The organism is Endozoicomonas ascidiicola, from assembly GCF_001646945.1.
Taxonomy (GTDB): domain Bacteria; phylum Pseudomonadota; class Gammaproteobacteria; order Pseudomonadales; family Endozoicomonadaceae; genus Endozoicomonas; species Endozoicomonas ascidiicola.
The window spans coordinates 239,168-262,529 of record NZ_LUTV01000005.1; the positions used below are offsets into that span (position 1 = coordinate 239,168).

18 protein-coding genes and 1 pseudogene are annotated in these 23,362 nt (G+C 47.6%); 11 read left to right on the forward strand and 8 right to left on the reverse strand.

Features of this window, described 5'->3' with window-relative positions:
* Positions 1-145: 145 nt before the first annotated feature.
* The gene (argS, locus tag AKL11_RS14945) at positions 146-1,888 is read left to right on the forward strand and encodes an arginine--tRNA ligase (protein WP_067518853.1); all 1,743 of its coding nucleotides are present in this window, start codon (positions 146-148) and stop codon (positions 1,886-1,888) included.
* Positions 1,889-1,950: 62 nt separating this feature from the next.
* Here the strand turns inward: argS and AKL11_RS14950 are convergent, their stop codons facing one another.
* Positions 1,951-2,400, reverse strand: a complete 450-nt coding sequence (locus AKL11_RS14950; RefSeq protein WP_067518855.1) for a hypothetical protein — start codon at positions 2,398-2,400, stop codon at positions 1,951-1,953.
* Between the two features lie 198 nt (positions 2,401-2,598).
* On the opposite strand from AKL11_RS14950, the gene AKL11_RS14955 reads away from it, so the two are divergent.
* The 4 genes and pseudogenes from AKL11_RS14955 (at position 2,599) to AKL11_RS14970 (ending at position 6,077) form a co-directional block, all read left to right on the forward strand.
* Positions 2,599-3,363, forward strand: a complete 765-nt coding sequence (locus tag AKL11_RS14955; RefSeq protein ID WP_067518856.1) for a hypothetical protein — start codon at positions 2,599-2,601, stop codon at positions 3,361-3,363.
* Positions 3,364-3,429: 66 nt separating this feature from the next.
* Positions 3,430-4,785 (forward strand): annotated as a pseudogene (locus tag AKL11_RS14960) (IS1182 family transposase); the annotation flags it as partial.
* A gap of 316 nt (positions 4,786-5,101) precedes the next feature.
* Positions 5,102-5,380, forward strand: a complete 279-nt coding sequence (locus tag AKL11_RS26790) for a transposase (RefSeq protein ID WP_436404694.1) — start codon at positions 5,102-5,104, stop codon at positions 5,378-5,380.
* Positions 5,358-6,077 (forward strand): transposase, encoded by a 720-nt coding sequence (locus AKL11_RS14970; protein WP_067518861.1) that lies wholly within the window; start codon positions 5,358-5,360, stop codon positions 6,075-6,077. The genes AKL11_RS26790 and AKL11_RS14970 overlap by 23 nt, the downstream gene beginning before the upstream one ends.
* Positions 6,078-6,316: 239 nt before the next feature.
* Here AKL11_RS14970 and dtd read toward each other — a convergent pair whose 3' ends face one another.
* Together dtd and pip are read right to left on the reverse strand one after the other, a co-directional pair.
* Positions 6,317-6,757 carry a D-aminoacyl-tRNA deacylase gene (gene dtd, locus AKL11_RS14975; protein ID WP_067518864.1) on the reverse strand — a complete coding sequence of 147 codons (441 nt, stop codon included), beginning with the start codon at positions 6,755-6,757 and terminating at the stop codon, positions 6,317-6,319.
* A 54-nt stretch (positions 6,758-6,811) separates the two neighbouring features.
* Positions 6,812-7,765, reverse strand: coding sequence for a prolyl aminopeptidase (gene pip / locus AKL11_RS14980; RefSeq protein ID WP_067518866.1), 954 nt, complete (start codon positions 7,763-7,765; stop codon positions 6,812-6,814).
* A gap of 149 nt (positions 7,766-7,914) precedes the next feature.
* Here pip and AKL11_RS14985 point away from each other — a divergent pair, with 149 nt between their 5' ends.
* Positions 7,915-9,006 carry a hypothetical protein gene (locus AKL11_RS14985; RefSeq protein WP_067518868.1) on the forward strand — a complete coding sequence of 364 codons (1,092 nt, stop codon included), beginning with the start codon at positions 7,915-7,917 and terminating at the stop codon, positions 9,004-9,006.
* Positions 9,007-9,051: 45 nt separating this feature from the next.
* On the opposite strand, the gene typA is transcribed toward AKL11_RS14985, so the two are convergent.
* Positions 9,052-10,866, reverse strand: a complete 1,815-nt coding sequence (gene typA / locus AKL11_RS14990; RefSeq protein ID WP_067518870.1) for a translational GTPase TypA — start codon at positions 10,864-10,866, stop codon at positions 9,052-9,054.
* 483 nt (positions 10,867-11,349) lie between these two features.
* On the opposite strand from typA, the gene msbA reads away from it, so the two are divergent.
* From msbA to AKL11_RS15005, 3 genes are all read left to right on the forward strand, one after another.
* Complete coding sequence (msbA, locus tag AKL11_RS14995; protein ID WP_067518872.1) at positions 11,350-13,155, forward strand: lipid A export permease/ATP-binding protein MsbA; 1,806 nt, start codon at positions 11,350-11,352, stop codon at positions 13,153-13,155.
* A gap of 190 nt (positions 13,156-13,345) precedes the next feature.
* On the forward strand, positions 13,346-14,788 hold the full coding sequence (hldE, locus tag AKL11_RS15000) for a bifunctional D-glycero-beta-D-manno-heptose-7-phosphate kinase/D-glycero-beta-D-manno-heptose 1-phosphate adenylyltransferase HldE (RefSeq protein WP_067518874.1): 1,443 nt from the start codon (positions 13,346-13,348) through the stop codon (positions 14,786-14,788).
* Between the two features lie 154 nt (positions 14,789-14,942).
* Complete coding sequence (locus AKL11_RS15005; protein WP_067518876.1) at positions 14,943-17,204, forward strand: hypothetical protein; 2,262 nt, start codon at positions 14,943-14,945, stop codon at positions 17,202-17,204.
* A 113-nt stretch (positions 17,205-17,317) separates the two neighbouring features.
* Here AKL11_RS15005 and AKL11_RS15010 read toward each other — a convergent pair whose 3' ends face one another.
* From AKL11_RS15010 to AKL11_RS15025, 4 genes are all read right to left on the reverse strand, one after another.
* Positions 17,318-18,124, reverse strand: coding sequence for an aldo/keto reductase (locus tag AKL11_RS15010; RefSeq protein WP_067518879.1), 807 nt, complete (start codon positions 18,122-18,124; stop codon positions 17,318-17,320).
* A 2-nt stretch (positions 18,125-18,126) separates the two neighbouring features.
* Complete coding sequence (locus AKL11_RS15015; protein WP_067518881.1) at positions 18,127-19,350, reverse strand: FAD-dependent oxidoreductase; 1,224 nt, start codon at positions 19,348-19,350, stop codon at positions 18,127-18,129.
* A 220-nt stretch (positions 19,351-19,570) separates the two neighbouring features.
* Positions 19,571-20,131, reverse strand: coding sequence for a hypothetical protein (locus AKL11_RS15020; RefSeq protein WP_067518883.1), 561 nt, complete (start codon positions 20,129-20,131; stop codon positions 19,571-19,573).
* Between the two features lie 203 nt (positions 20,132-20,334).
* Entirely contained in the window at positions 20,335-21,282 is a 948-nt protein-coding gene (locus tag AKL11_RS15025) for a CNNM domain-containing protein (RefSeq protein ID WP_067518886.1), read from the reverse strand.
* Positions 21,283-21,489: 207 nt separating this feature from the next.
* Between AKL11_RS15025 and AKL11_RS15030 the strand changes: the two genes are divergently transcribed.
* Both AKL11_RS15030 and AKL11_RS15035 read left to right on the forward strand, forming a co-directional pair.
* A complete protein-coding gene (locus tag AKL11_RS15030; protein WP_067518889.1) occupies positions 21,490-22,203 on the forward strand; it encodes a TetR/AcrR family transcriptional regulator in 714 nt (237 codons plus the stop codon).
* Positions 22,204-22,252: 49 nt separating this feature from the next.
* Positions 22,253-23,362 (forward strand): efflux RND transporter periplasmic adaptor subunit, encoded by a 1,110-nt coding sequence (locus AKL11_RS15035; protein ID WP_067518891.1) that lies wholly within the window; start codon positions 22,253-22,255, stop codon positions 23,360-23,362.

Consider the following 23,362-nt stretch of genomic DNA (forward strand, 5'->3'; position numbering starts at 1 on the left):
CGGCATCCATTTAAAGTGAGAAGATACCATTATTTGCTGCTTCATTCACGGCTTCTCAATACCAGCGCAACCTTTGAGCCATGTCTATTGAGAGACACCCCCTTTTTCGATAGCATTCCCCCCAGTTTTAATCAGGGATTCATGCATGAACATTCTCAAGCTGCTTGAAGACAGGGTCATCAAAGCGCTTATCGCTGCGGGTGCTCCAGAAGATACTCCAGCCATGGTTCGCCCAAGTGCCAAGGCCAATTTTGGTGATTACCAGTGCAACGCCGTGATGGCGGCCGCCAAAAAAATGGGCATGAATCCGCGAGAACTCGCGCAGAACGTGATTGATCACCTCGATCTCGAAGGCATTGCCAACAAAGTAGAGATTGCCGGTCCGGGCTTTATCAACATCTACCTGGATGCGCCATGGCTGGCCAACACCCTGCTGAGCGCGGTGAAAGACCCTCGCGCTGGTGTTGCCAAAACCGTTCATAGACAGACAGTTGTCGTCGATTACTCCGCACCCAACGTTGCTAAAGAAATGCATGTTGGGCACCTTCGTTCCACCATTATTGGTGATGCGGCTGTTCGCACCCTTGAGTTTCTGGGCCACAACGTGATTCGCCAGAACCATCTGGGTGACTGGGGCACTCAATTCGGCATGCTCATCGCCCACCTGGAAGATCTGGAAAGAGAGAGCCAGGAAGCCACTAGCATGGAGCTGGGCAACCTGGAAACCTTTTACCGGGAAGCGAAAAAACGCTTTGATGAAGATCAGGATTTTGCCACCCGCGCCAGAAGCTATGTAGTGAAACTGCAGGCTGGCGATGACTTCTGCCTCAAGCTCTGGAAGAAGTTGGTGGATGTGACGCTGGAGCACAATCAGGAAGTCTACGATCGACTGAACGTGTCTCTGACCATGGATGATGTTATGGGTGAAAGCGCCTATAACGACAGCCTGCACGCCGTGATCAAAATTCTGGATGAAAAAGGCCTGCTCACGGAAGACAATGGTGCCAAAGTTGTTTTTCTGAACGAGTTCAAGAACAAAGATGGCGAGCCCATGGGTGTGATTGTCGAGAAGTCCGGCGGTGGCTTCCTGTACACGACTACCGATTTGGCGGCCATTCGGCACCGTTGCCACACCCTGAACGCAGATCGTGTTCTGTATTATGTGGATGCACGTCAAGGCCAACACTTTGACCAGGTTTACTGCATCGCCCGTAAAGCGGGTTTTGCTACGGATCACGTGTCACTTGAACATCACGCATTCGGTATGATGCTGGGCAAAGATGGCAAGCCATTTAAAACCCGTGCTGGCACCACTATCAAACTGGTTGACCTGCTGGACGAAGCGGAAGAAAGAGCCGCCGCACTGATTGCCAGAAAATCTGGCGACCTGTCTGAAGAACAGAAAGTCAATGTGATTCGTGCAGTAGCCATTGGCTCGGTTAAGTATGCCGATCTGTCCAAACACCGCACCAGCGATTACGTGTTTGACTGGGACAACATGCTCGCCTTTGAGGGCAACACCGCACCATACCTGCTCTATGCTTACACCCGTATTTGCAGTATCTTCCGCAAGGCGGGGGTCAATGAATCCGACGTAACCGGCGAGATTCTCATTGAAAATGATGCAGAAAGAGAGTTAGCACTGCAACTGAACCGCTTCAGCGAAAACCTTGAATCTGTCGCAAGAGAAGGTTTGCCACATCAGCTCTGCGCTTATCTCTACGAGATTTCCGGTGCGTTTATGAAGTTTTATGAAGCCTGCCCGGTGAATAAGGAAGGCGTTTCTCCTGAACTGAAAAACAGCCGACTGCAGATCTGCGCATTGACTGGCAGAATTCTGAAGCAAGGCTTGGATCTATTAGGGATTGAGACGGTAGAACAGATGTAAAGGAATTTTTGGCTAATGCTATACCTGTCGTGATGTCATGGCAGATATAGCACTCATTTGCATTATCTCTTAATTATTTGGGTTTTTATCTTATCCGTTGAATTGGGGATCCAGTGGGCTGAATTAGCTTTTTTGACTACCTTGTGCTTTGCTTGCACAGAATGATCTTCAGTTCCAAAACCCAAGCCTGCACAAGTAGCAACAGTCGCGGCCACTATAGAAATAACCCACGGATCATTAATAAAGTACAACATTACAAATGCAGTAAATACCCCAGCAACGCCGTAGCCTACTACAAATTTTTTTAAATTTATGTCGTTAGGAGAGGGAAGCTTTGTTACAAAAAAATCGGCAAATCGACCGACACAACTCTCCCCCTCTTTTGCTGTTCTTTTTTTATCTTTAAGCCCATGATCACCAGAATTCGGCTGTGTCATATTATGCCGTTCTTTCAAGGCATCAGGGTGAACGGCACCTACAGCAACCATAGGGGGCAAATCTCTTTTATTCATAAACCTCTAATCTCAAAACACCTCTGTATACTTGCTCTTCGACTGTCTCTGGATTAATTCGTTCCCCCCTTTGCTTACCTGCGAAGCAGAAAACCATCGAAAAACTCAAAATTCTGACCAATTAACCAATTTTAAGGAACTTCTTCTTGATACGAATGTCTAGTCAAGTAAGGAATGCTTTTATAGGAGCACATTACCATGCCTGAAGCAGTTGCAAACTCAACGGGATCAAGCACACAAATACCCGCCAATAACGTCGTCTGCAGCAAGCCTGAAGCAGATAACGGCACCGTTGCCACATGGGGCGGACACGCTATTACAGCAACTTCAGTGGCTTTAGCTGGGGCAGGTTACTTTTTGGGTGGGGGAGCAGGCATTCAAGTAGGAGTCTGGGGATCCGGTGTATTAGCTCGTTACATCGCTGCCGGTACCATCCAGCAAGCATTTGTAAAACTGTGCATTAATTCTGCGGCTGGCGGCTATTACCAACCTGCAGGACAGGCCGTATGCTCTGCTATCGGAGCCGCTATCCCACAAGCAGGGCCTTATATTAAATCCGCATGCAGTTTTATTTACAATAAGTTGACGTCAGATGATCAGACAACCGATCAGCAGGAAGCAACCACAGAGAATGCCAATCCTGAAAATAATCCGGAGCCGGTTTCTCCAACTGAAGAAGACAACACCGTGGCTTTGGATGCTCAACAATCCAACCCTGAAAATGGTGTCGAGATGCCAGAAACAGCTGACATCTTGCTGGATCAAGCATCTACTGATGAGCTATCGCAAGCACCAGCAGCAATCGATCAACAGCCTGGCAGCACCAATGAGCCAGAGACCCAGGTAGAGCAAACAGTTGAATCGAGCTACCTTACTCCGATTATCAGTGCTCTCTACGGCTTTAGCGCCGAACTGCCCGACATTATCACCGGCTCACTGAAGTCAGTTATGTACAGACCCTAGGAGCCTGTCGGACTTAGAACAACTTTTGAGTATAATACCCGCAAGATCGTAAAAGACAGCCAGCCAATGAACAAATGGACTTTCAGACCCATTGACCGAGACATCCCTGACTTTTTTCCTGCCACTGTTCAGGATTATCTGCCAGAGGTGCATCTTGCTCGCTTTGTTGTAGAGGTGGTTGAGCAGCTAGACCTCACACCTTTGATCAGCGCCTATAAAGGAAGGGGTTCTAAAGCCTGGCATCCATCCCTCATGCTGTCGTTATTGTTCTATGGATATGCAACAGGTGTCTTCTCCAGTCGCAAACTGGAGAAAGCAACTTATGACTCCATCGCCTTTCGATATATCTGCGCCAACGAGCATCCGGATCACGACAGTATCAACACCTTTCGCCAGCGCTTCCGTAAAGAAATCAGTGAACTTTTTGTTCAGATATTGTTGATTGCGCAACAGGCAGAATGGTTGAAGCTGGGAACCATCAGCCTCGATGGAACCAAGATGAAGGCCAATGCCAGCAAACACAAGGCGCTCAGTTACAAGCACGCATGCAAGCTCGAAAAGCAGCTCAAGGCAGAAGTTGAAGAGCTCCTCAGGATGGCTGAAAAAGCAGATACTGAAAAATTGCCAGACGAATTATCCATTCCTGATGAGCTGAAACGCAGGGAAGATCGCCTCAAGGTGATTGCCGATGCCAAAGCTGAAATTGAGCGACGAGCTGAAGAACGTTATCAGCAAGAGCTGGCAGAATTCCAGGACAAAGTTGCCCGTCGTGATGCGATCAGAGATACGGGAAAAAAGCCACGGGGCAAAGAACCGAAAGCCCCTACGCCGGGTCCCAGGGACAAAGATCAAGTCAACCTGACAGATCCGGAGTCTCGCATAATGCCAACGTCTGCTAACGGTTTTGTACAGGCTTATAATGCGCAGGCCGCAGTAGATAACGACAGTGGTCTTATTGTTGAAAATCATATTACTCAGGCGACCAATGACAAACAACAGGTAGCGCCTGCCCTCGAAGAACTGGCCTCTCGTGCAGAGCAGATTGGCAAGCCCAGCGCGATTCTTGCCGACACGGGCTACTTCAGTCAGGGCAATGTGTCTGCTGTGGATAAGTTTGGAGCTATCCCTTACATTGCAGAAAAGAAGGATGCCCATAACAAACCTTTACTGGAGCGCTTTAAGCCCGATGAGCCGATGCCCGCAGGCGATGATGTTACCGCACTGGAGTTGATGCGTTGGCGATTGCAAACCCGGGAAGGACGGGCGGTGTATGCATTGAGAAAAAGCACCATTGAGCCAACGTTTGGGATACAGAAGGAAGTGATGGGATACCGTCAATTTCTGGTCCGTGGTCTTGAAGCAGTGTCTGCTGAATGGGATCTTCTGTGCATGGGTTTTAACCTGAAGCGGATGTTTACGCTGATGCTGAAAGATCTTCAGGAAAGTATCATTTTTATGCAGTTTATTTCAGCTTACAGGTTATTTGTCGCATGCATTTGGATATTTGGGCAAAAGAGACTGACGACATAAACAGCACTTCCAGACTGGATTCTGTGATTTTTGACTTTATTGCGGCCCATCTCCGGTTTTTACTTTCAAGTCCGACAGCCTCCTAGCAACTGATTACAGAGCACCTTTAGCCCGGATATTTCATAAAACCAAGCAGGTTCCGCCCAATCACTTGATATGATTGGGTCGACAAAAAGAAAGCTTCGGAAGAAGCAAACCGGAACCTGCCATGGCCAAACATACACAAGAAACCCTTTGTTTTCACCCTGTGAACGGTAAAACAGTGCGAGCTGATTTTAACGGTGGAGAACTGTCCTCTGATTTCGGAGCTTTGCTGTTAAGAGAGACGGCAACCCACAGTGGGCTAATTCCCAGATTAGTCAACGCAATACAGGATAAAAGACACCAACCCTATATCGATCACTCCATGCAAGATCTCTTGATGCAGAGAGTGCTGCAAATGGCTTGTGGCTATCAGGATGCCAATGACAGCAATCATCCGGGGTGACAGCCACTTTGCTCAGCCAGAGCTAATGCAGGTTGTAGAACAGGATAAAGCTGCTGATTATGTGTTGGGCAAAGGCGCAGGCCATCCAACAGCCTTACTGCCTCAATCGGATGAGAGCATGGCTGAAGCTCGTCGCTGCCTGCAGGAACGCACGGCTAACGCACGATCGAATGATTTGGCAATACCTTACCGTGTTCGTATATATGGTGAGGCAAACTATCAGGCAAAGAGTTGGAAAGGACTGAATACACGTGTCATCTATAAAGCTGAAGTCAATCAGATGGGTGACAATCCTCGTTTTGTGGTGACATCCATAACAAACGCTTCAGCACAATGCATTTATGAACAGTTCTATTGTCCGAGGGGGCAGGATGAAAACTACATCAAACATCTGAAAAATGACCTGTCGTGTGATCGAACATCGGATATGAGTTTTCGGGCGAATGCGTTACGCATGTATTACGCATGCGCTGCCTATGTTTTGCATTATGAAATGAGAGCCATTGCGTTGAAGGGTACTGAGTTAGAGAAGGCACAGCCTTCAACAGTGATTGCCAAATTGTTCAAAATTGCTGTTAAGGTGGTGGAGTACAAAGATCGTGTGAAGTTACACCTGCCCAGCAGTAACCCAATGAAAGAGGTGCTGCAGCGAATTACAGAAACGTTTACTGCCCTGCCGTTCCCCAAACCGGGGTAACAGACACAACACTTTGAATAAAAGGCACGAAATTGAATCAGCAAAACAAGCTGAGGGTTCGTCATGCCAAATACTCGGAAAATCGATTATTTTATAGCGGTAAAAAGGTGCAGTTAAGCATGACCGAAAGGCAGAAGAGTTTGTTGCTATGCTCTGCAAGGATTTGTTTGTTCAAAAAAACATCACTTCTTCTGGCTTAGCAGCATTTATGAAATATCCGGGTTAGGTGCTCTCAACTCTCAAGTAACATCCAGCATAAAGGTCACAGGGCCATCATTCAGCAATGTGATTTTCATATCTGCACCAAACTGGCCGGTAGCCACTCCATTGTGCTGAGACCTTGCACGCTGAACAAAATAATCATAAAGCTTCTCACCCTGCTCCGGCGTTGCACCAGAGCTGAAGCCTGGTCTTAATCCCTTACGGGTATCAGCCACCAGGGTAAACTGCGACACAATCAGCAACTCACCACCAGTATCTTTTAAACCCAGATTCATCTTCCCCTGTTCGTCACTAAAAATTCGATATTTAAGGGCTTTATCCAGCAATTTATCCGCGTTAGCTTCTGTATCCTGCTTTTCCACACCCAGTAGTAATAAAATCCCTTCATCAATCTGGCCGACGGTTTCACCATCTACCACAACACTGGCGTGTTTAACCCGCTGAATTAAACCTTTCATCAATACTACTCAATGTCCTTAAATCGAAAACCATGTCATTAAAAGCCATGTCATTTACGAAGATAAACGCCGGGCAAAATCATCAGTAGCCCGCACCAATGCATCAGTAATACCTGGTTCGCAAGAAGCATGACCAGCATCCCGAACAATCTGTAAATCCGCCTTAGGCCAGTGATCGGCTAATGCTTGAGCGTTATCCAGTGGGCAGATCATGTCATATCGACCGTGAATGATCACGCCGGGAATACTGGCAATCAGTCCCATATTTTCCAGAATCTGACCGGCATCGATAAATGAATGATTGCGGAAGTAGTGACACTCAATACGGGACAAGGACAGTGCAAGATGAGGCTCTGAGAAATGATCAACCAACTCATGATTTGGCCGCAGGGTTGCGATATTCCCCTCCCACAGTGACCAGTGCTTAGCTGCATTCATTCTCGCCAGCTCATCATCGCCAAACAGACGCTGGTAATACGCCTCCAGCAGATCGCCCTGCTCTGCCTCCGGTATTAACTCCAGAAAATGCGCCCAGTGATCAGGAAACATCCGACTGGCGCCTTCTTTATACAGCCAGTCAAAGTCCTGCTGCCGGGAAAGGAAAACACCTCGAAGAATCAACCCTGACACCCTTTTCGGGTGAGCCTGGGCATACAGCAGCGACAACGTTGATCCCCAGGAGCCACCAAACAACAACCATTGCTCAATACTCAACATCTCCCGAATTTTCTCGATGTCTTCAATTAAGAGCGATGTTTCATTCTGCTTGAGCTCTGCATGGGGCTTGGACTGACCGCAACCACGCTGGTCAAACAAAATAATTCGGTATTTTTCAGGATCAAAAAAACACCGACTTTTGTCAGTACAACCAGCACCAGGGCCACCATGAACAAAAAGTACTGGAATCCCATCTTGGGAGCCGCATTCTTCGATATACAGTTCGTGAATGTCGTCCACTTGAAGATGGTGAGTGGCATAAGGTTTGATGGCAGGATACAGGGTGCGCATGGAAAATCCTTTCGGGAAGACGCCAAGACATAAGGATTACCATAACCGCAAATAGCCATGGCAGCAAAGAGTTATCGAGGCTTTTCCAGAGATGTTGAACCTATTGGCCTCTAGCGCGTCTTACTCTAAAACCCGATTGGCACGATGCTATGAACAACACACACTTTTTACCGTTGCAACACTGGAAGCCTAATGCTCAACGCTTCCTCCATGCCATCTTATGCTTTTTTATTATCACTCAAGCAAATGCCATAGAGTATTTCAGCACAGCAGATGACCCGCTAATCCAACAACCTTTAAACGTACACAAGCTGGAGTATAAAAAAGCAAGACAATACAAAGAATCACCATCAGAGCACTTTAGCCAAACATTCCGTGCATTACAGGCAATGCATCAATCCAGACCAAGGCAATTCTTTCAACTATTAGCAACAAGTATTATTCGCGAGCCTGAAAGCAGTACATCAACACTAATTAAATCAAATGCCGACTTCAATCCAGTGCAAGTGAAAGTCTTCCAGCAAATGGTTACAGAGCCTGACACAGGTCAGCTGACACACTGGCTGCAAGACTACATAAATTTGGATAGCTTTTTCCGAAAAGATGATGCCTTTTATTTACGACTCCTTGAATCTATGACGACAGAACTAGTCGATAAAACACAGTACTGTCCGGAGCACGCGTTGATTAATGACGCTCATTATTTAAAAACACGGCGGCGGCTTTTTTTAAAATGCATTTCATCCGCCACCGGAGTCAGCTTTATAGACTTGGATATCAATAAAGCCAGAGTGGCTCAAAGCGAACTAATAACACCAGAAGCACCAAACCTTCAACTCAGTTCACCGGCACCTGTTATGCTGGAAAACCTAACCCCCCACCTTGACTCTCTTGACAATTTAATTGATCACTCTGTAATAAAACCTGTTTTGCTCATAACTACGCCAAAGGAAAACGGCAGCCTCGCCAAAAACAACAGATCAACGTTTGGTATTTACGAAAGAAAACAAAAAGCACGACCTACAACAGTCAAAGAAAAAAAACAGACGTCTCTATCACTTATGGAGCAATATCAAAAAACAAATCAACATCGCAATAGAAAGCCTTACACGCCAAACAAAGTGTTAACGTGGTTCATCGGCTCCCCCATCACTTCAGCAGCAATAATGGCAGGGCTCTCAGTAGGGCTGGTATTACTGGTAATGTACGCACCTTACCCCGGCAACCCCTGTTTACTGTAAAAAAACCGCTTTAAAAAAAACCCCGCTTTATGCGGGGCTTCTTAATTACTTACTGCGGCTGGCACGCTTACGCTCGTGCTCTTTCAAGAACTTCTTACGAATGCGGATGAAGTTTGGCGTTACTTCCACCAGCTCATCATCATCGATGAATTCCAGTGCCTGCTCCAGAGAGTGGCGAACTGGCGGCGTCAGAATGATGTTTTCATCCGTACCAGCAGCACGGACGTTAGTCAGCTGCTTGGCCTTGGTCGGGTTAACCGTCAGATCGTTATCACGACTGTGCAGACCGATAATCTGACCTTCGTACACATCAACGTTCGGATTAATGAACAGACGACCACGCTCCTGTAGGGTAAACAGGGAGTATGCCAACACCTTACCGTTTGCCATGGAGACCATAACGCCGTTGTTACGCTGACCTACTTCACCGCCCTTCACTTCACCGTAGTGATCGAAGATGGATGTCAGAATACCGCTACCGGAAGTCAGTGTCAGGAATTGTGAACGGAAACCGATCAGGCCACGGGCAGGCATAATGAAGTCCAGACGCACACGGCCTTTACCGTCTGGCACCATGTCTTTCATTTCTGCACGACGCAGGCCCAGCTCTTCCATGACCGAACCCTGATGCTGTTCTTCAATATCAACAACAACGTGCTCGTAAGGCTCTTGCATAACGCCATCGATTTCCTTAACCACAACCTGTGGACGGGAAACCGCCAGCTCAAAACCTTCACGACGCATGGTTTCGATCAGTACGGACAGGTGAAGTTCACCACGACCGGATACTTTGAACTTGTCCGCATCGTCGCCTGGCTCAACACGCAGCGCCACGTTGTGGATCAATTCACGCTCCAGACGTTCACGGATATTTCGAGACGTTACAAACTTACCGTCCTGACCAGCAAACGGAGAATCGTTTACCTGGAAAGTCATGCTGACAGTTGGCTCATCAACGGTAAGCGGCGGCAGCATTTCAGGACGTTCTGGATCACACAGGGTGTCAGAGATGTTCAGCTGATCAATACCGGTAATACAAACGATATCGCCGGCGCGGGCTTCTTCCACTTCAACGCGCTCAAGACCCAGATGACCCATGACCTTCTGGATTTTGGTTTTACGCTGTTTGTTGTCCATATCCACCAGCACAATCTGCTGGCCCGGCTTCAGAACACCACGGGAGATACGGCCAATACCGATAACGCCCACGTAGCTGTTGTAGTCCAGAGCACTCACCTGCATCTGGAAAGGACCGTCAACGTCAACCGCTGGCGCAGGCACACGCTCAGTGACCATTTCGAACAATGGCGTCATATCTTCCGCCAGATGCTCAGGATCGTGACCGGCAACACCGTTCAGTGCAGACGCGTAAATCACCGGGAAGTCCAACTGCTCATCAGTAGCACCCAGACGATCGAACAGATCAAACACCTGGTCCATTACCCAATCAGGACGAGCACCCGGACGGTCAACCTTGTTGATAACCACGATTGGGTTCAAACCCTGCTCGAAGGCTTTCTGGGTGACAAAGCGGGTCTGAGGCATTGGGCCATCAACCGCGTCCACCAGCAGCAGAACCGAATCCACCATGGAAAGAACACGCTCAACCTCACCACCGAAGTCGGCGTGTCCTGGGGTGTCTACGATATTGATGTGGAAATCACGCCATTCAATGGCCGTGTTCTTGGCCAGGATGGTGATGCCACGTTCTTTTTCCTGATCGTTGGAATCCATGATGCGTTCAGCACCCTGATCCTTACGGCCAAGCGTTCCGGACTGCTGAAGCAGCTTGTCCACCAGGGTGGTTTTGCCATGGTCTACGTGGGCAATGATGGCAATATTACGCAGTTTTTCGATCACTATCTCGTTCTCTCAGTGCATCCACCTGTGGTGAAAACAGCAGTGTTTTCAGTCACTTTATTACTCAGGGGGATAAATCCAGTTACTTGCGTTCAGGTTTACCAAAGACACTTTAGGGAATGGCTTAACAACCGCCGCCCTATGGGAGAAGTGACTTAAAAACCTGCATCGCTCTGTAAAAAGCCGGCCATCTTACCCTATCCAGACAGAAACCCCCACTTCATAATGCACTGACGGACAACTTTTTTCCGAAACAGGGCAAGAGTTCTTAATCTTTTTCACGTACTCCGCTTTGCAAACTACGTAAAAAGGCTTTTTAAATGACCGCCTTCACTGTTATCCTCGCCTGTTCATTTTTATTGACTATGAAAATGCCGCCAGTCAGTTCTTCCTTGTCACTCCTGACTTCTCCTTTATACAGGGAGCTGAAGCGAAGAAGCGGCACTAATAGAGTCGGCACCAAGCCGGAATACACCTAATATCATGTCAGAACAAACCCCGAATACTGGCAGTCTGCAGATTTATCTGAGACTGCTGACCTATGTAAAACCCTATACTGCTTACTTTGCACTGAGCCTGGTTGGCCTTGCCATCTTTGCCCTCAGCCAGCCGGCTTTTGCCAAACTACTGGAATACTTTGTTCAGGCGCTGGAAGGCGAGTCAATTAATCTGCTGAGCGGTCTGGGTTACGATATCCCCGCCCTTTGGTTAATTCCCGGAATGATGGTAGGTATTGCTCTGATACGAGGCATTGGCTCTTATCTCGGTAGCTTTTATCTGTCCAAAGTGGCGAACAGTGTGATCCATGATTTAAGAACGTCCATGTTCAACAGTATGATCGCCCTGCCTAACGAATTCTTTGACAACAACAACTCCGGCCATCTGATTGCCCGGGTTACCTATAACGTCAGCCAAGTCACCGCAGCAGCTACCAGCGCTATTAAAATTGCAGTGCGTGAAGGCTTAACTGTTGTCTTTCTGTTGGGTTTTCTGTTTTACACCAACTGGAAAATGACCCTGATCTTTATTGCAGCGCTGCCTGTGATCGCTCTGGTGGTTTCGTTTGCCAGCGATCGCTTTCGTCGCATCAGCCGCAATATTCAAAACTCCATGGGTGATCTGACCCATGTTACTTCCGAGAGCATTAATGGCTATCGGGAGGTACGGGGCTTTGGTGGTGAGAAATACGAGAGTAATCGTTTCATGGCGGCCAGTGCCACCAATACCCGTCAGAGCCTAAAGCTGTCAAAAGCTGATGCGGTTCATACACCAGTACTGCAGTTTATTGTGTCCATTGCTCTGGCTTTGCTGCTATTTATGGTGCTCTGGGTGAAAGGCGATGCCAGCACCGCCGCATTGGTGGGTTACGTCACTGCTGCCGCCCTGCTGCCGAAACCCATTCGCCAGCTTAGCGAAGTGAATGCCAGTATTCAGAAAGGCATTGCTGCCGCTGAAAGTATCTTTGCCATGGTGGATGAAGTACCAGAAGCCAATACGGGTGAATACACGTGCGACAGAGTAAAAGGCAACCTTGAGTTCAAAGATGTCTGCTTCACTTACCCTGGCGCTTCATCACCAGCGCTGCAAGACATCAACTTCACCGTTGAGCCCGGTAAAACCTATGCATTGGTTGGCCGCTCCGGCTCTGGCAAAAGCACGCTGGCCAGCCTGGTGCCACGTTTTTATAACCACACCAGCGGCGACATTCTTATTGATGGCACTCCGCTGAATGCGTTTGAATTGAAAAATCTGCGCAGCCATATAGCACTGGTTTCCCAGAACATTACGCTCTTTAACGACACTGTTGCCCGAAATATTGCCTACGGCGCACTCAGCGAAACCGCCGAGGAAGAAGACATCCGTCTGGCTGCTGAAGCTGCTCATGCCATGGAATTTATCAAAGATATGTCCAATGGTATTCACACCATGGTGGGTGAAGATGGCGTACTATTGTCTGGTGGTCAGCGCCAGCGTCTTGCCATCGCCCGCGCTGTATTGAAAGATGCACCCATTCTGATTCTGGACGAAGCCACTTCTGCTCTCGATACCGAATCAGAACGCCATATCCAAGCGGCTCTGAACGAGATCATGAAAGGCAGAACCACGCTGGTGATCGCCCACCGTCTTTCAACCATCGAGAATGCCGACTGTATTCTGGTAATGGAACAAGGCCGGATTATTGAGCGTGGTACGCATAGCGAATTGCTGGCCAATGGCGAACATTATGCGAAGCTGCATAAGATGCAGTTCCATGAAGAAGCCCCCATTTTGGACCCTGTGACCGCCTGATCACCAGAACAACCCTCTTTTCTCTGAGAATTGAGGGTTTTCTATTTTCCCACTCAGCCCTCTTTATCCCTACAAGCTACTTTCAAGTGTCAAGTTCGCCCCCATATAAGTACCAGAATTTATTCCCGTGGGTTTATCACTTGCTGCATCCATGTTAAAAAACCCACATTGAACTTACCGGACCCCATGAATGAAACTCACAATCCCACGCTTTGACCAAGCCAGAGTACTTGTTATTGGCGATATCATGCTGGATCGATACTGGCATGGTGCTACATCGCGGATATCACCAGAAGCACCTGTTCCTGTGGTTAAAGTGGGGCAAGTGGAAGATCGCCCTGGCGGCGCTGGCAACGTGGCGCTGAATATTGCTTCCCTCGGCGCACCAGCTTGGGTTATTGGAGCCACCGGTGAAGACGAAGCTGCAGATGCACTTCAGTCCAGGCTTGAAGCCGCTGGCATCTTCTGTGATTTTGTTCGCGTTACTGGCGTACCGACGATTACCAAGTTACGCGTTATTTCCCAGCACCAACAACTGATTCGGCTGGACCACGAAGAAGAGTTCGTAGGTCTTAATCCGGACATCATTGAAGCCAAAGCCGCCGCATTGTTGGACGATATTGGCGCCGTGGTTCTTTCTGATTACAGCAAGGGAACGCTGCAGGGTTGCCAGCAGCTGATCAAATTGGCGCGCGCACGAAATATTCCAGTACTAGTCGATCCTAAAGGCACCAGTTTTGAACAATATCGCGGCGCAACACTGATTACACCTAATCTGAAAGAGTTCGAAACCGTTGTCGGTCATTGTCGTACAGAGCAGGAGCTTATCTCCAAAGGTCAACAATTGCTTCGTGATCTGGAGCTGGAAGCCCTACTGATTACTCGCAGCGAACACGGCATGACACTGATTCGTGAGAACCAGTCTGAAGTACATTTACCCGCCAGAGCCCGAGAAGTGTTTGATGTTACCGGCGCTGGCGATACGGTTATTTCCGTACTGGCCGCAGCACTCGCCTCTGGCTGTGAAATGCCACAAGCGGCAGGTTTGGCGAATATGGCTGCAGGCATCGTTGTTGGTAAATTGGGTACAGCCAGTATTTCGATGCCGGAACTCCGCCGTGAAGTGAATCGTGAACTGGGTGCAGAGCGCGGTGCTGTAACCCTTGAGCAATTGCAGACTGCTGTTGAAGATGCTCGCGCCCACGGTGAGAAAATTGTCTTTACCAATGGCTGCTTCGACATTCTTCATGCCGGTCACGTTGGCTATCTTGAACAGGCTCGTCAACAAGGGGATCGGTTGATTCTAGCCTTGAACGGAGACGCTTCCATCACCCGCTTGAAGGGCGAAGGTCGCCCCATCAACCCTATTGAACGACGCATGACGGTTATGGCCGCATTGGAATCGGTGGACTGGGTTGTGAGTTTCGATGAAGACACTCCAGAGAATCTGATTCGTGCGATTCAGCCCGACATTCTGGTCAAAGGTGGCGATTATTCTCTGGATGAAGTGGTCGGAGCGCCCATCGTGAAAGAATACGGCGGTAAAGTGAAAGTGCTAGCATTTCTGGAAAACTGCTCAACGACAGCCATTGTTAATAAAATTCGGACAGACAAAGAACAGCAGCCTGCCTGACAACCTTTTCTGAGCCTGCCCGTAAGAATAACAGCCGCAGGCTCAGATTATGAATAACAATAAAAACTGTATTTTAGAATAACATTTAATGAATTCGGAGCTATTTTTATATACTAAATCGTTCGATCAAAAAATAATTTTCGAGTACTAATAAATGATTCCAAGCTCATCCAATAGCAATAAACATCACCTTCTGAATGTTACCATTAATAAATTAAAACCTTTATCCTATGATGGGAAAGTCAAGGCTGTAACTTGCTCCTCCCCTTCGCTTCATCAGTTTGCAAGCAATCTAAGCTCACCTACGCAAAACAACTTAACTGATCGGCGCATAGCTACACATCATAAAAGTATTTCCGGCTTGACAGCTGCAAGATATCAATCACCCGATAATACTTACGCAAACCCAAGCACTCTATCTCTACCAGCAACGCCACAAAAACCGAAAGCGAAGATACTCACTCTGTATGCAAACCAACCGACATTCATTACACAACCAGCAGACGCTATTTCAGCAACAACAAATAGTGGAAATACACTCAAATCGCTGAAAAGRCCACTGAACAGCAACTCTGAAACCGAATCTGCACCTCAGRAAGTGGCRAAAACCGAGGCATCCACTATTACTGCAAACAGTGTCCAACCAGYACCTATTGTGGCTATAAACCAAAATAGTCCGACACTACCTGAAAAAGCCGAAAGCCCAGCCACAATCAATAACCACTCTCAGGCCAAAGATTGTGTGCCCTGCCTCCAAAAAAAGCGAATAGCTGATATGATTCCCGGCAACAATCTGGATTCCCTTACCGACAGCACTATTCAGGATACAACCACCTTTTCCGAACACCCCCGCCTTCCTTCATATCAAACTGCCTTAAAAGTAGTTCTCAAAAAACTTGATATAACGATGGTCAATGCCGAGCTGATCGGACAACAATTCGCTATTACACAACCAGCAGACGCTATTTCAGCAACAACAAATAGTGGAAATACACTCAAATCGCTGAAAAGACCACTGAACAGCAACTCTGAAACCGAATCTGCACCTCAGAAAGTGGCGAAAACCGAGGCATCCACTATTACTGCAAACAGTGTCCAACCAGCACCTATTGTGGCTATAAACCAAAATAGTCCGACACTACCTGAAAAAGCCGAAAGCCCAGCCACAATCAATAACCACTCTCAGGCCAAAGATTGTGTGCCCTGCCTCCAAAAAAAGCGAATAGCTGATATGATTCCCGGCAACAATCTGGATTCCCTTACCGACAGCACTATTCAGGATACAACCACCTTTTCCGAACACCCCCGCCTTCCTTCATATCAAACTGCCTTAAAAGTAGTTCTCAAAAAACTTGATATAACGATGGCCAATGCCGAGCTGATCGGACAACAATTCGCTTATCCGGATCGCCTGTTCATAGAGAGTTTTCAAAAATTTCTTAGCGAAAACGTAATTTCGTTCAGGAATGATAATCCTGACCTTTGGGATGACCATCTACTCCTGACGCAACCCAAGCTATATCAATGGCTGCAAGACCTTCCAGAGAAAACACATCGTTGTGATTGTAATCCAAATATTGCCAGCACCCTTGACTACCTAACCGCATTCTATTTATGTGAGACTAATTCTGGCAAGGTCGTTAACACTACATTTGACTGGCAGTCACTTGCCAGTAAAAAAAAGACAGAAAAGCTTCCATCGCCTGATCCAATACTCCCCCCCCCCTTTAACTCAGGCGCTAACCAATATTCTCCCGAAAAATCATGGAATGGTTTTATACCTAGAGGCGGCGTTCCTGATCTCGATTTCATATTCAAAATAGCTGGACTATTGAATATCCCTAATCAGCTTCTGCAGACCACCTGCTGGACTCCAGAACTAGAGGAAATAGGCATATCTGAGACGGACTGGTTAAATACTGTCGCTTTTTCAGAACGTTGTGTCCATCGTTATGGATCAGACTTATTCTTTCCTTTGAAAAAGGACATCGCCATAAATAAGCTTAGAAAAACCTACCCTAAACTTTTACAGTGGCTTAACCAAATCCAGACTGAACTACAATTAAAGCCTAATAACAAGGCTCTGCAGCTTGTTAATTTATGGCAGCACTATACCGTTGCGCAGAAATTTAAAGAAGTAAAGCCTGTCACATTAAAACCAAATCTGAAGAAATTCAACTGGAAAGAAATCTTCAGTAAAGCAAGCGCCCCCGATCAGAAAGCAAGCGAAAAAGCCGCTGATGGCAATAATAAAAAGAAGCTGACAGCACGCATTGAGGAGCTTGAAGAAGAAAAAGCCAAACTCGAAAAGTCCAACCTTGATTTACAAGGTCAACTTAGTCGTTTTCAACGGACTTCAGAAAAAAACACACAAACTGACTTAATAATGACTACCTATAAAACGTCAATAGCTTGATCCTATTATTGCACTATCTGACCCCATGTAAACTGAACTTGTAAATTCAACAGCATGATCAGAAAGTATTGATCATGCTGAACAAATACATACAGCGGCCAAGCTCCAAACTGTCAAATTTTACATGACTGTAAAAACATCTCCACATTCTGCCGGAGGTGCGTTGGGTTAATGGTCCCAACAATGGCAGAAGAAACCGCAGTGTGCGAGAAAACCAACTTGAGACTTTCCAGTACCGAATTCTGCCCAGAAAGACAGACATGACCACTGGCAAAAGCTTTCTTCACTAAAATACCTTTGTCGTTTTCCTGCGCATAATCCAACACAGGCTTCTCACCCTGCTCATTGAGGTTATAGGTCACCATAGCTATATCGGACTGTTTCAGAGCAAGAATGCCACCCTCAACGGTTTTGGTGGACATGCCTGAAGCCCGAATTTTGCCTTCCTTCTTCAGCGCAGCCAACACCTCTAGACATCCGGTTTGTTCGATAATATTCACATCATCGCCGCTGGAGTGCACCAGCATCAGTTCGATCACATCGCTATTTAATCGCTTCAGACTACGCTCAACACTCTTGCGAATATACTGTTCCGTAAAATCGAACCAGGATTCACCATCATCGAACTCTTCACCGACCTTACTGCAGATCACCCACTGTTGACGCAGTGAATGATCTTTAGCAAACAGCTGACCAAGGCGCTCTTCACTGTTGCCATAGGCCGGTGCCGTATCCAGAAGATTAATACCAAAACCCTGTGCCAACTTTAATAATTCCAGCATTTCCCGGTCATCAGGAATGGTAAAATGCTCCGGATATTTTACGCCCTGATCCCGCCCCAGCTTAACCGTACCAAAACCAAGGGGAGAGACTTCAATATCTGTGCCGGCAATTTTATGTGTTGGCAGTACCTGCATCATGTTTAATCCTTGAAACTGTCTTGCCAGAAGTTCGGGCAAATCTCTGGTTGGGTAAACGTTCCCGGCACCGCGAAATCATCAGTCGATGGTTGTATATCTGCATCCTTCAGCATCTTAACCACTTCATCGGACAAGTTCGGAGCCAGTGCCAGCTTGGTTGGCCAGGTCACAATACCATTGCCAACTGGCTGACAGAACGCGGCGTCAGGACGCAGCAGGCGGTTCTGCTTTGGTTCCGCTCGATTAACGTGCAGTGTCGCCCATTCGGCCTGATCTAAATCCACCCAGGGCAACAGCGCTTTCATTTCTTTTTTTGCCGTGGCGATCAACGCTTCTGCAGATTGTTTTACGCCATCCTCAGCGATTCCGCCTCCAAGATACCAAACCCATTTGCCATCTTTATCCGGATGACTGGTAATGGTGATTCTCGGCAGCGGTGTGGTGCCTAAACAGTGGGCATAAATCGGTTCTGGGTGAGTATGACGAACCATCACCATTTGCAGAGGACGCACCTGCATTTTGGGCTCATTTATTCCCCAGCGGTTCAGTAACCCCTGAGTACCTTCGCCAGCAGACAGCACAAATCGTTTTGCAATTAAAGTAATGCGCTCTCCGGTATTATCAGTCAGTTCAACCGCATCAATGTCACCGGTGTCACCGGTTTTTAACGTGGCGTTGCCCTGCTCACTCCAGTCAACCTGAATGATCCTATCTTCCAGGCCGGCCGTTAATACCTTGGTGACCGTGGCAATATCCAACACAATTTCATTCAGCTGATACACTTTTCCACGAAAGCCGTCGTGTTTAAAAATGTCGGGGAACTGATCTTTTTTCAGCACATCCACACGCCCTCTTAATGCCTTGCTGGCAAAGAAGGAAGTCATTCTGGACCCCAAATCACCGGGAGACCACAGATAGTGGAAGTTCGATAAAATACTGGCGGAACTTAAATCTGGATCCGCACCTTCACCATGACCAGCCAACGCATTGCGCCAACGATCTGGCATACTGGCAATGGCCTGAGAAGCATTGGTCAACTGGCCCGTTAATGTGTATTTGGTGCCACCGTGAACAATGCCCTGGGACTTGATCGTCTGCCCGCCTCCCAGAGACCCCTGCTCCAGCAATATCGCTTTGTAGCCAAGAGTATTAAGGGTACGAAATAACCAAAGGCCAGCAATACCGCCGCCAATTACCACTACATCAGTTTCGAGGATCTTTGTCATAGGAAGGGTTCGATACGTGAAATACTAAACGCACGAAAGTATACGCAGGAAGGGGCACGGTGTCCCGTTGAAACCACTTACTTTCATTACCAAGTGTTCATTTAACTCTAATGATTTCGAAAAACATCAACCGAGTGGATGCATTCAGTTGCTACCACTCGATATCTATACGCCAGAATTAAGCCTTTTTTTCTAAGGCCATCAATCACTAGAGTGGAATTTATTCAGCCAGTGGCTCCTCACTCTCTGAGTCAGATGACACTCCATCAGAGACAGCGGGGGCTGCTGCAGCTGTAGAACCTGACTCAACGCCCTCCTTAGCCTCTTCGCCGGTATCTGAGCTTTCACAATCCTCTTTGGCTGCTCCATTTTTTGCTGCTTCATTACTGACTGCCGCTTCTCCTTGTTTTACAGATGTATCTGTTCCGCTAGCGCTGTCGAGCTCTCCCCCATCACTATCATTTGTACCTCCTACAGACCCATCTTGACTTGCAGTACTGGCACTATCTGACTTGTCAATTTCCTCATTGTCAGCATCTGCAGTCATCCGAGGCTCCGCATCTTCTACACTGGCAATTTTAAGCTCTCCCACCTTCAAGGTCTGAGGGTTTACACTGTCATCATACCCCGGAACAGGAGAAGAAGGTCTCGAATCAGGAATACTTTCTATACTTCCATCCGCGCTTTGATTGCCATCACCACCCTCAGCTACAGCGCTCTGCGTCGAATCAGTCGTGTATGCTGCCGGTGTACCTACGTTAGGATTAATTCCCGAAGTCATTATGAGTCCTCATGTTATTAACATTGCATGAGTTAGACCTGAAAAAGTCAAAAAAAGTCAAAAAAAGTCACTGAATATTTAGACCTTAAAGAAATAATTATCAAGAATATTCACTTGAATTTTGCCTACGCCATTAAAATAACGGCTCAAGCTACCGGCTACTTACTGTAAAAAACAGGCTCGCCCATTCTCCAAATGAACGATCAACCGTACCGCAACAACGCCTGATATAACATTTTCGCGGTAATAATCCGGGTACTCTCCACCGTATCACCCGCAATTAGAATCATAGAGGTTCCACTCTTCTGTAATGCTTTCATTGCTTCATGGAGAGAGGCTTCCGGATCAAGATTCACCGCATCACGAACAAGCGTATTAACCAGCGTTTCGCCTTCATTGTTCACCAGACACCGGGCCAAGTGACGATAAAGCACAATGCCTGACGGTTTATTGTCCCGAAGCACAATATACCGCTTGCAAGGGGAGGCCTGAAGAATACCTCTTATCGACTCAACAGTGGCATTAAACGGTAAACAAATATTCGGAGCAAATGGCTGTTCAATCAATTCAGCCAGATGCCTTCGATGAGAGGTCAACACCGCTTCTGCCAGCTTTCGCTGCCGCTTACCAATCAACCCCTTTTTGTTGTAATGACGGATGATACTCTGCAACTCATCACCACTTCGAACCACAGCGGTGGGTGTTGGCAACACATGCAACCAAACCAGCGCCAGCTGTAGAACAGGCCTCGTCAGAAGATAAATCCAGTGAATCAGCCCACACCAACGCACAAGCACCCGGTCAGCCACCTGCACAGCAATCAGTTTGGGCAGCACCTTGGCAAACACCATCATCACATAAGCCAGAATCGCCGTGAACGCAGCCAGCCATAAATCGTCAAACTCCTTTGCTGCCAGCGCTCCCAGGAAGGTACTGCCAGAAATGCTTACCATGGTGCTTAACAAAACAATGGACGATAAGTGCTCCCTTTTTTTCCGAAAGACTTTCTGAAGCGTCTCTTTTCGTTCTGGCCGCCGATGCAGGATGGTGACCAATCTCAGCTCATTGATCGCGACAATTGAAGATTCCAACAAGGATAAAAAAGAGGTAATCAAAACGATACAGCAGGCATAAACCACGACAAGCAACATCTATTCCTCCAGAAAAACAACAATCAACCAGGCTGACCAGAAAAAAGGGGCAAGTTATTGTTTTCGGCTGTTTTTCTGCTTTATTTATACGAAATCCCGTACTCCAATCCAGAAAGGAAAACTAAATTCGAATATTATTCGACTACTGTTCGACTATCGTTCGAAAACGTTTTATTCTTGCCCACTGACAATTACCGGTACCTCATCATGGCTGCATCCGACAAACGGGCTCAGCGTGAATCCGACATCATTCAATCCACCCTCGAACTGCTGAAGCAAAAAGGGTTTATGGAGCTGAAAATGTCGGAAGTAGCAAAACATGCACAATATTCCATGGGCACGGTGTACTCCCACTTTTCCAGCAAGGAAGATTTGCTACTGGGCTGCGCCACCTCTGTGGCTGGACAAGTAGAGGCAACGTTTCAGAAAATCCTGACGTCCACCATGGCACCGACAGAGCGCTTATTAACGGTGATTATTGCCAACTGGCTCAGTGATGCCAGAGACCCTCACTACTTCTTCCTGCGCCAACTGGCCATGAACCCGGATATCTGGACAAGAGCTTCAGAGAAAAGAGCTCAAGCATTAGACGACATTTGTCATTGCGTTGCTCAAAAAGTAGAAGCGCTCCTTGTGGAACTATTACCCGACAATCCAAGTCTGATGACATCAAAGCACGATGGCACGATTACAGACATCCTTATGGGTCTCTGGAGCATGAGTGAAGGATTGTACCGAATCAGTCTTTCAGGCTTTGGCCTGAAACAGCCCTCTTTTCACAAGGATCGTGGCTTGAATCTGCTCGCCATCAATCTTGAAAAGTACCTTCGAGGCTGGGGCTGGACCCTGGAATTCTCCCCCGCGTTAGTCGCCAGCTGCAAAGTTCAGGCGGAAACGATGATTTCCGAACTTATTCACTAGCAATTATTAATAGACACTTATTAATAGACACTTAAGGAGTTGACATTAGATGAACCTCCCCTCATCTGCTGGTAAAGCAACCATTACGCTTTTTCTGGTACTGGCCACTGTGCTACTCCAGGGCTGCAATAACGATGAACCCGTTGCACAAGAAGCCGTCGTACGCCCCGTTAAACTGTTTGAAGTCACTGATCCGACCCAGCAACAACTTCGATATTTCCCCGGTAAAGTGACTGCGACGGAAGAAGCAGAAATCTCCTTCCGAATCCCTGGCCAAATTTCCAAAATGGTAGTCAAGCAAGGTGACGATGTATCTAAAGGTCAGATACTTGCTTATCTGGATGACCGCGACATTCGCAACGAACTTCAAGATCGTCAGGCCAATTTTGAGCTAGCGAAAGCGGAGTTTGATCGTGCAAAATCACTGCTGACGAAAAAAGTCATCTCCCAGTCCAGTTACGATACAGCCAGCGCCAAGCTGAAATCCGCCGAAGCGGCTCTCAAGCTAAGCCGTGACAAATTGGATTACACGACACTGCGTGCGCCATTCAGTGGTCGTGTCGCACAAACCGTGGCTGAAGCCCACCAGCAAGTGCAGGCTCAGCAACCGGTCTTGGTCATGCAGAGCAATGACAGCCTCGACATCAGCATTCAAATCCCGGAAAGCATTGTCTCCCATGTCAATAAAGATTCCGTCGATCCAAACTACCAGCCGGTAGCCACGTTCCCTGGCGCTCCCGGGCAGGAGTATCCAGTCAGCTATAAAGAACATGCGACACGGGTATCTCCTGGCTCTCAGAGTTATGAAGTCATCTTCACCCGAACCGCTCCGGCCAACCTGAATATCCTGCCAGGCATGACTGCCACGATCATCATCGATCTTGCTCAAATCATGGACACAAGCAGTGCACCAGGTTATGTCGTCGTGCCCGTTTCCGCGGTGGGTAAAAACGACGCCGACAATAAGACAGTGGTCTGGAAATTTGATCCATCAACTCAAACCATCACACCCGTTGACGTCACTGTCGGCCGCATCACTCAGGCCGGTGTACAAATCACCGCGGGCCTCAGCCCACAAGACCGCATTGTCACTGCCGGGCTCAGCCAGCTGCACGGTGGTATGAAAGTTAAGCCCCTGAAAAAAGAACGGGGACTGTAA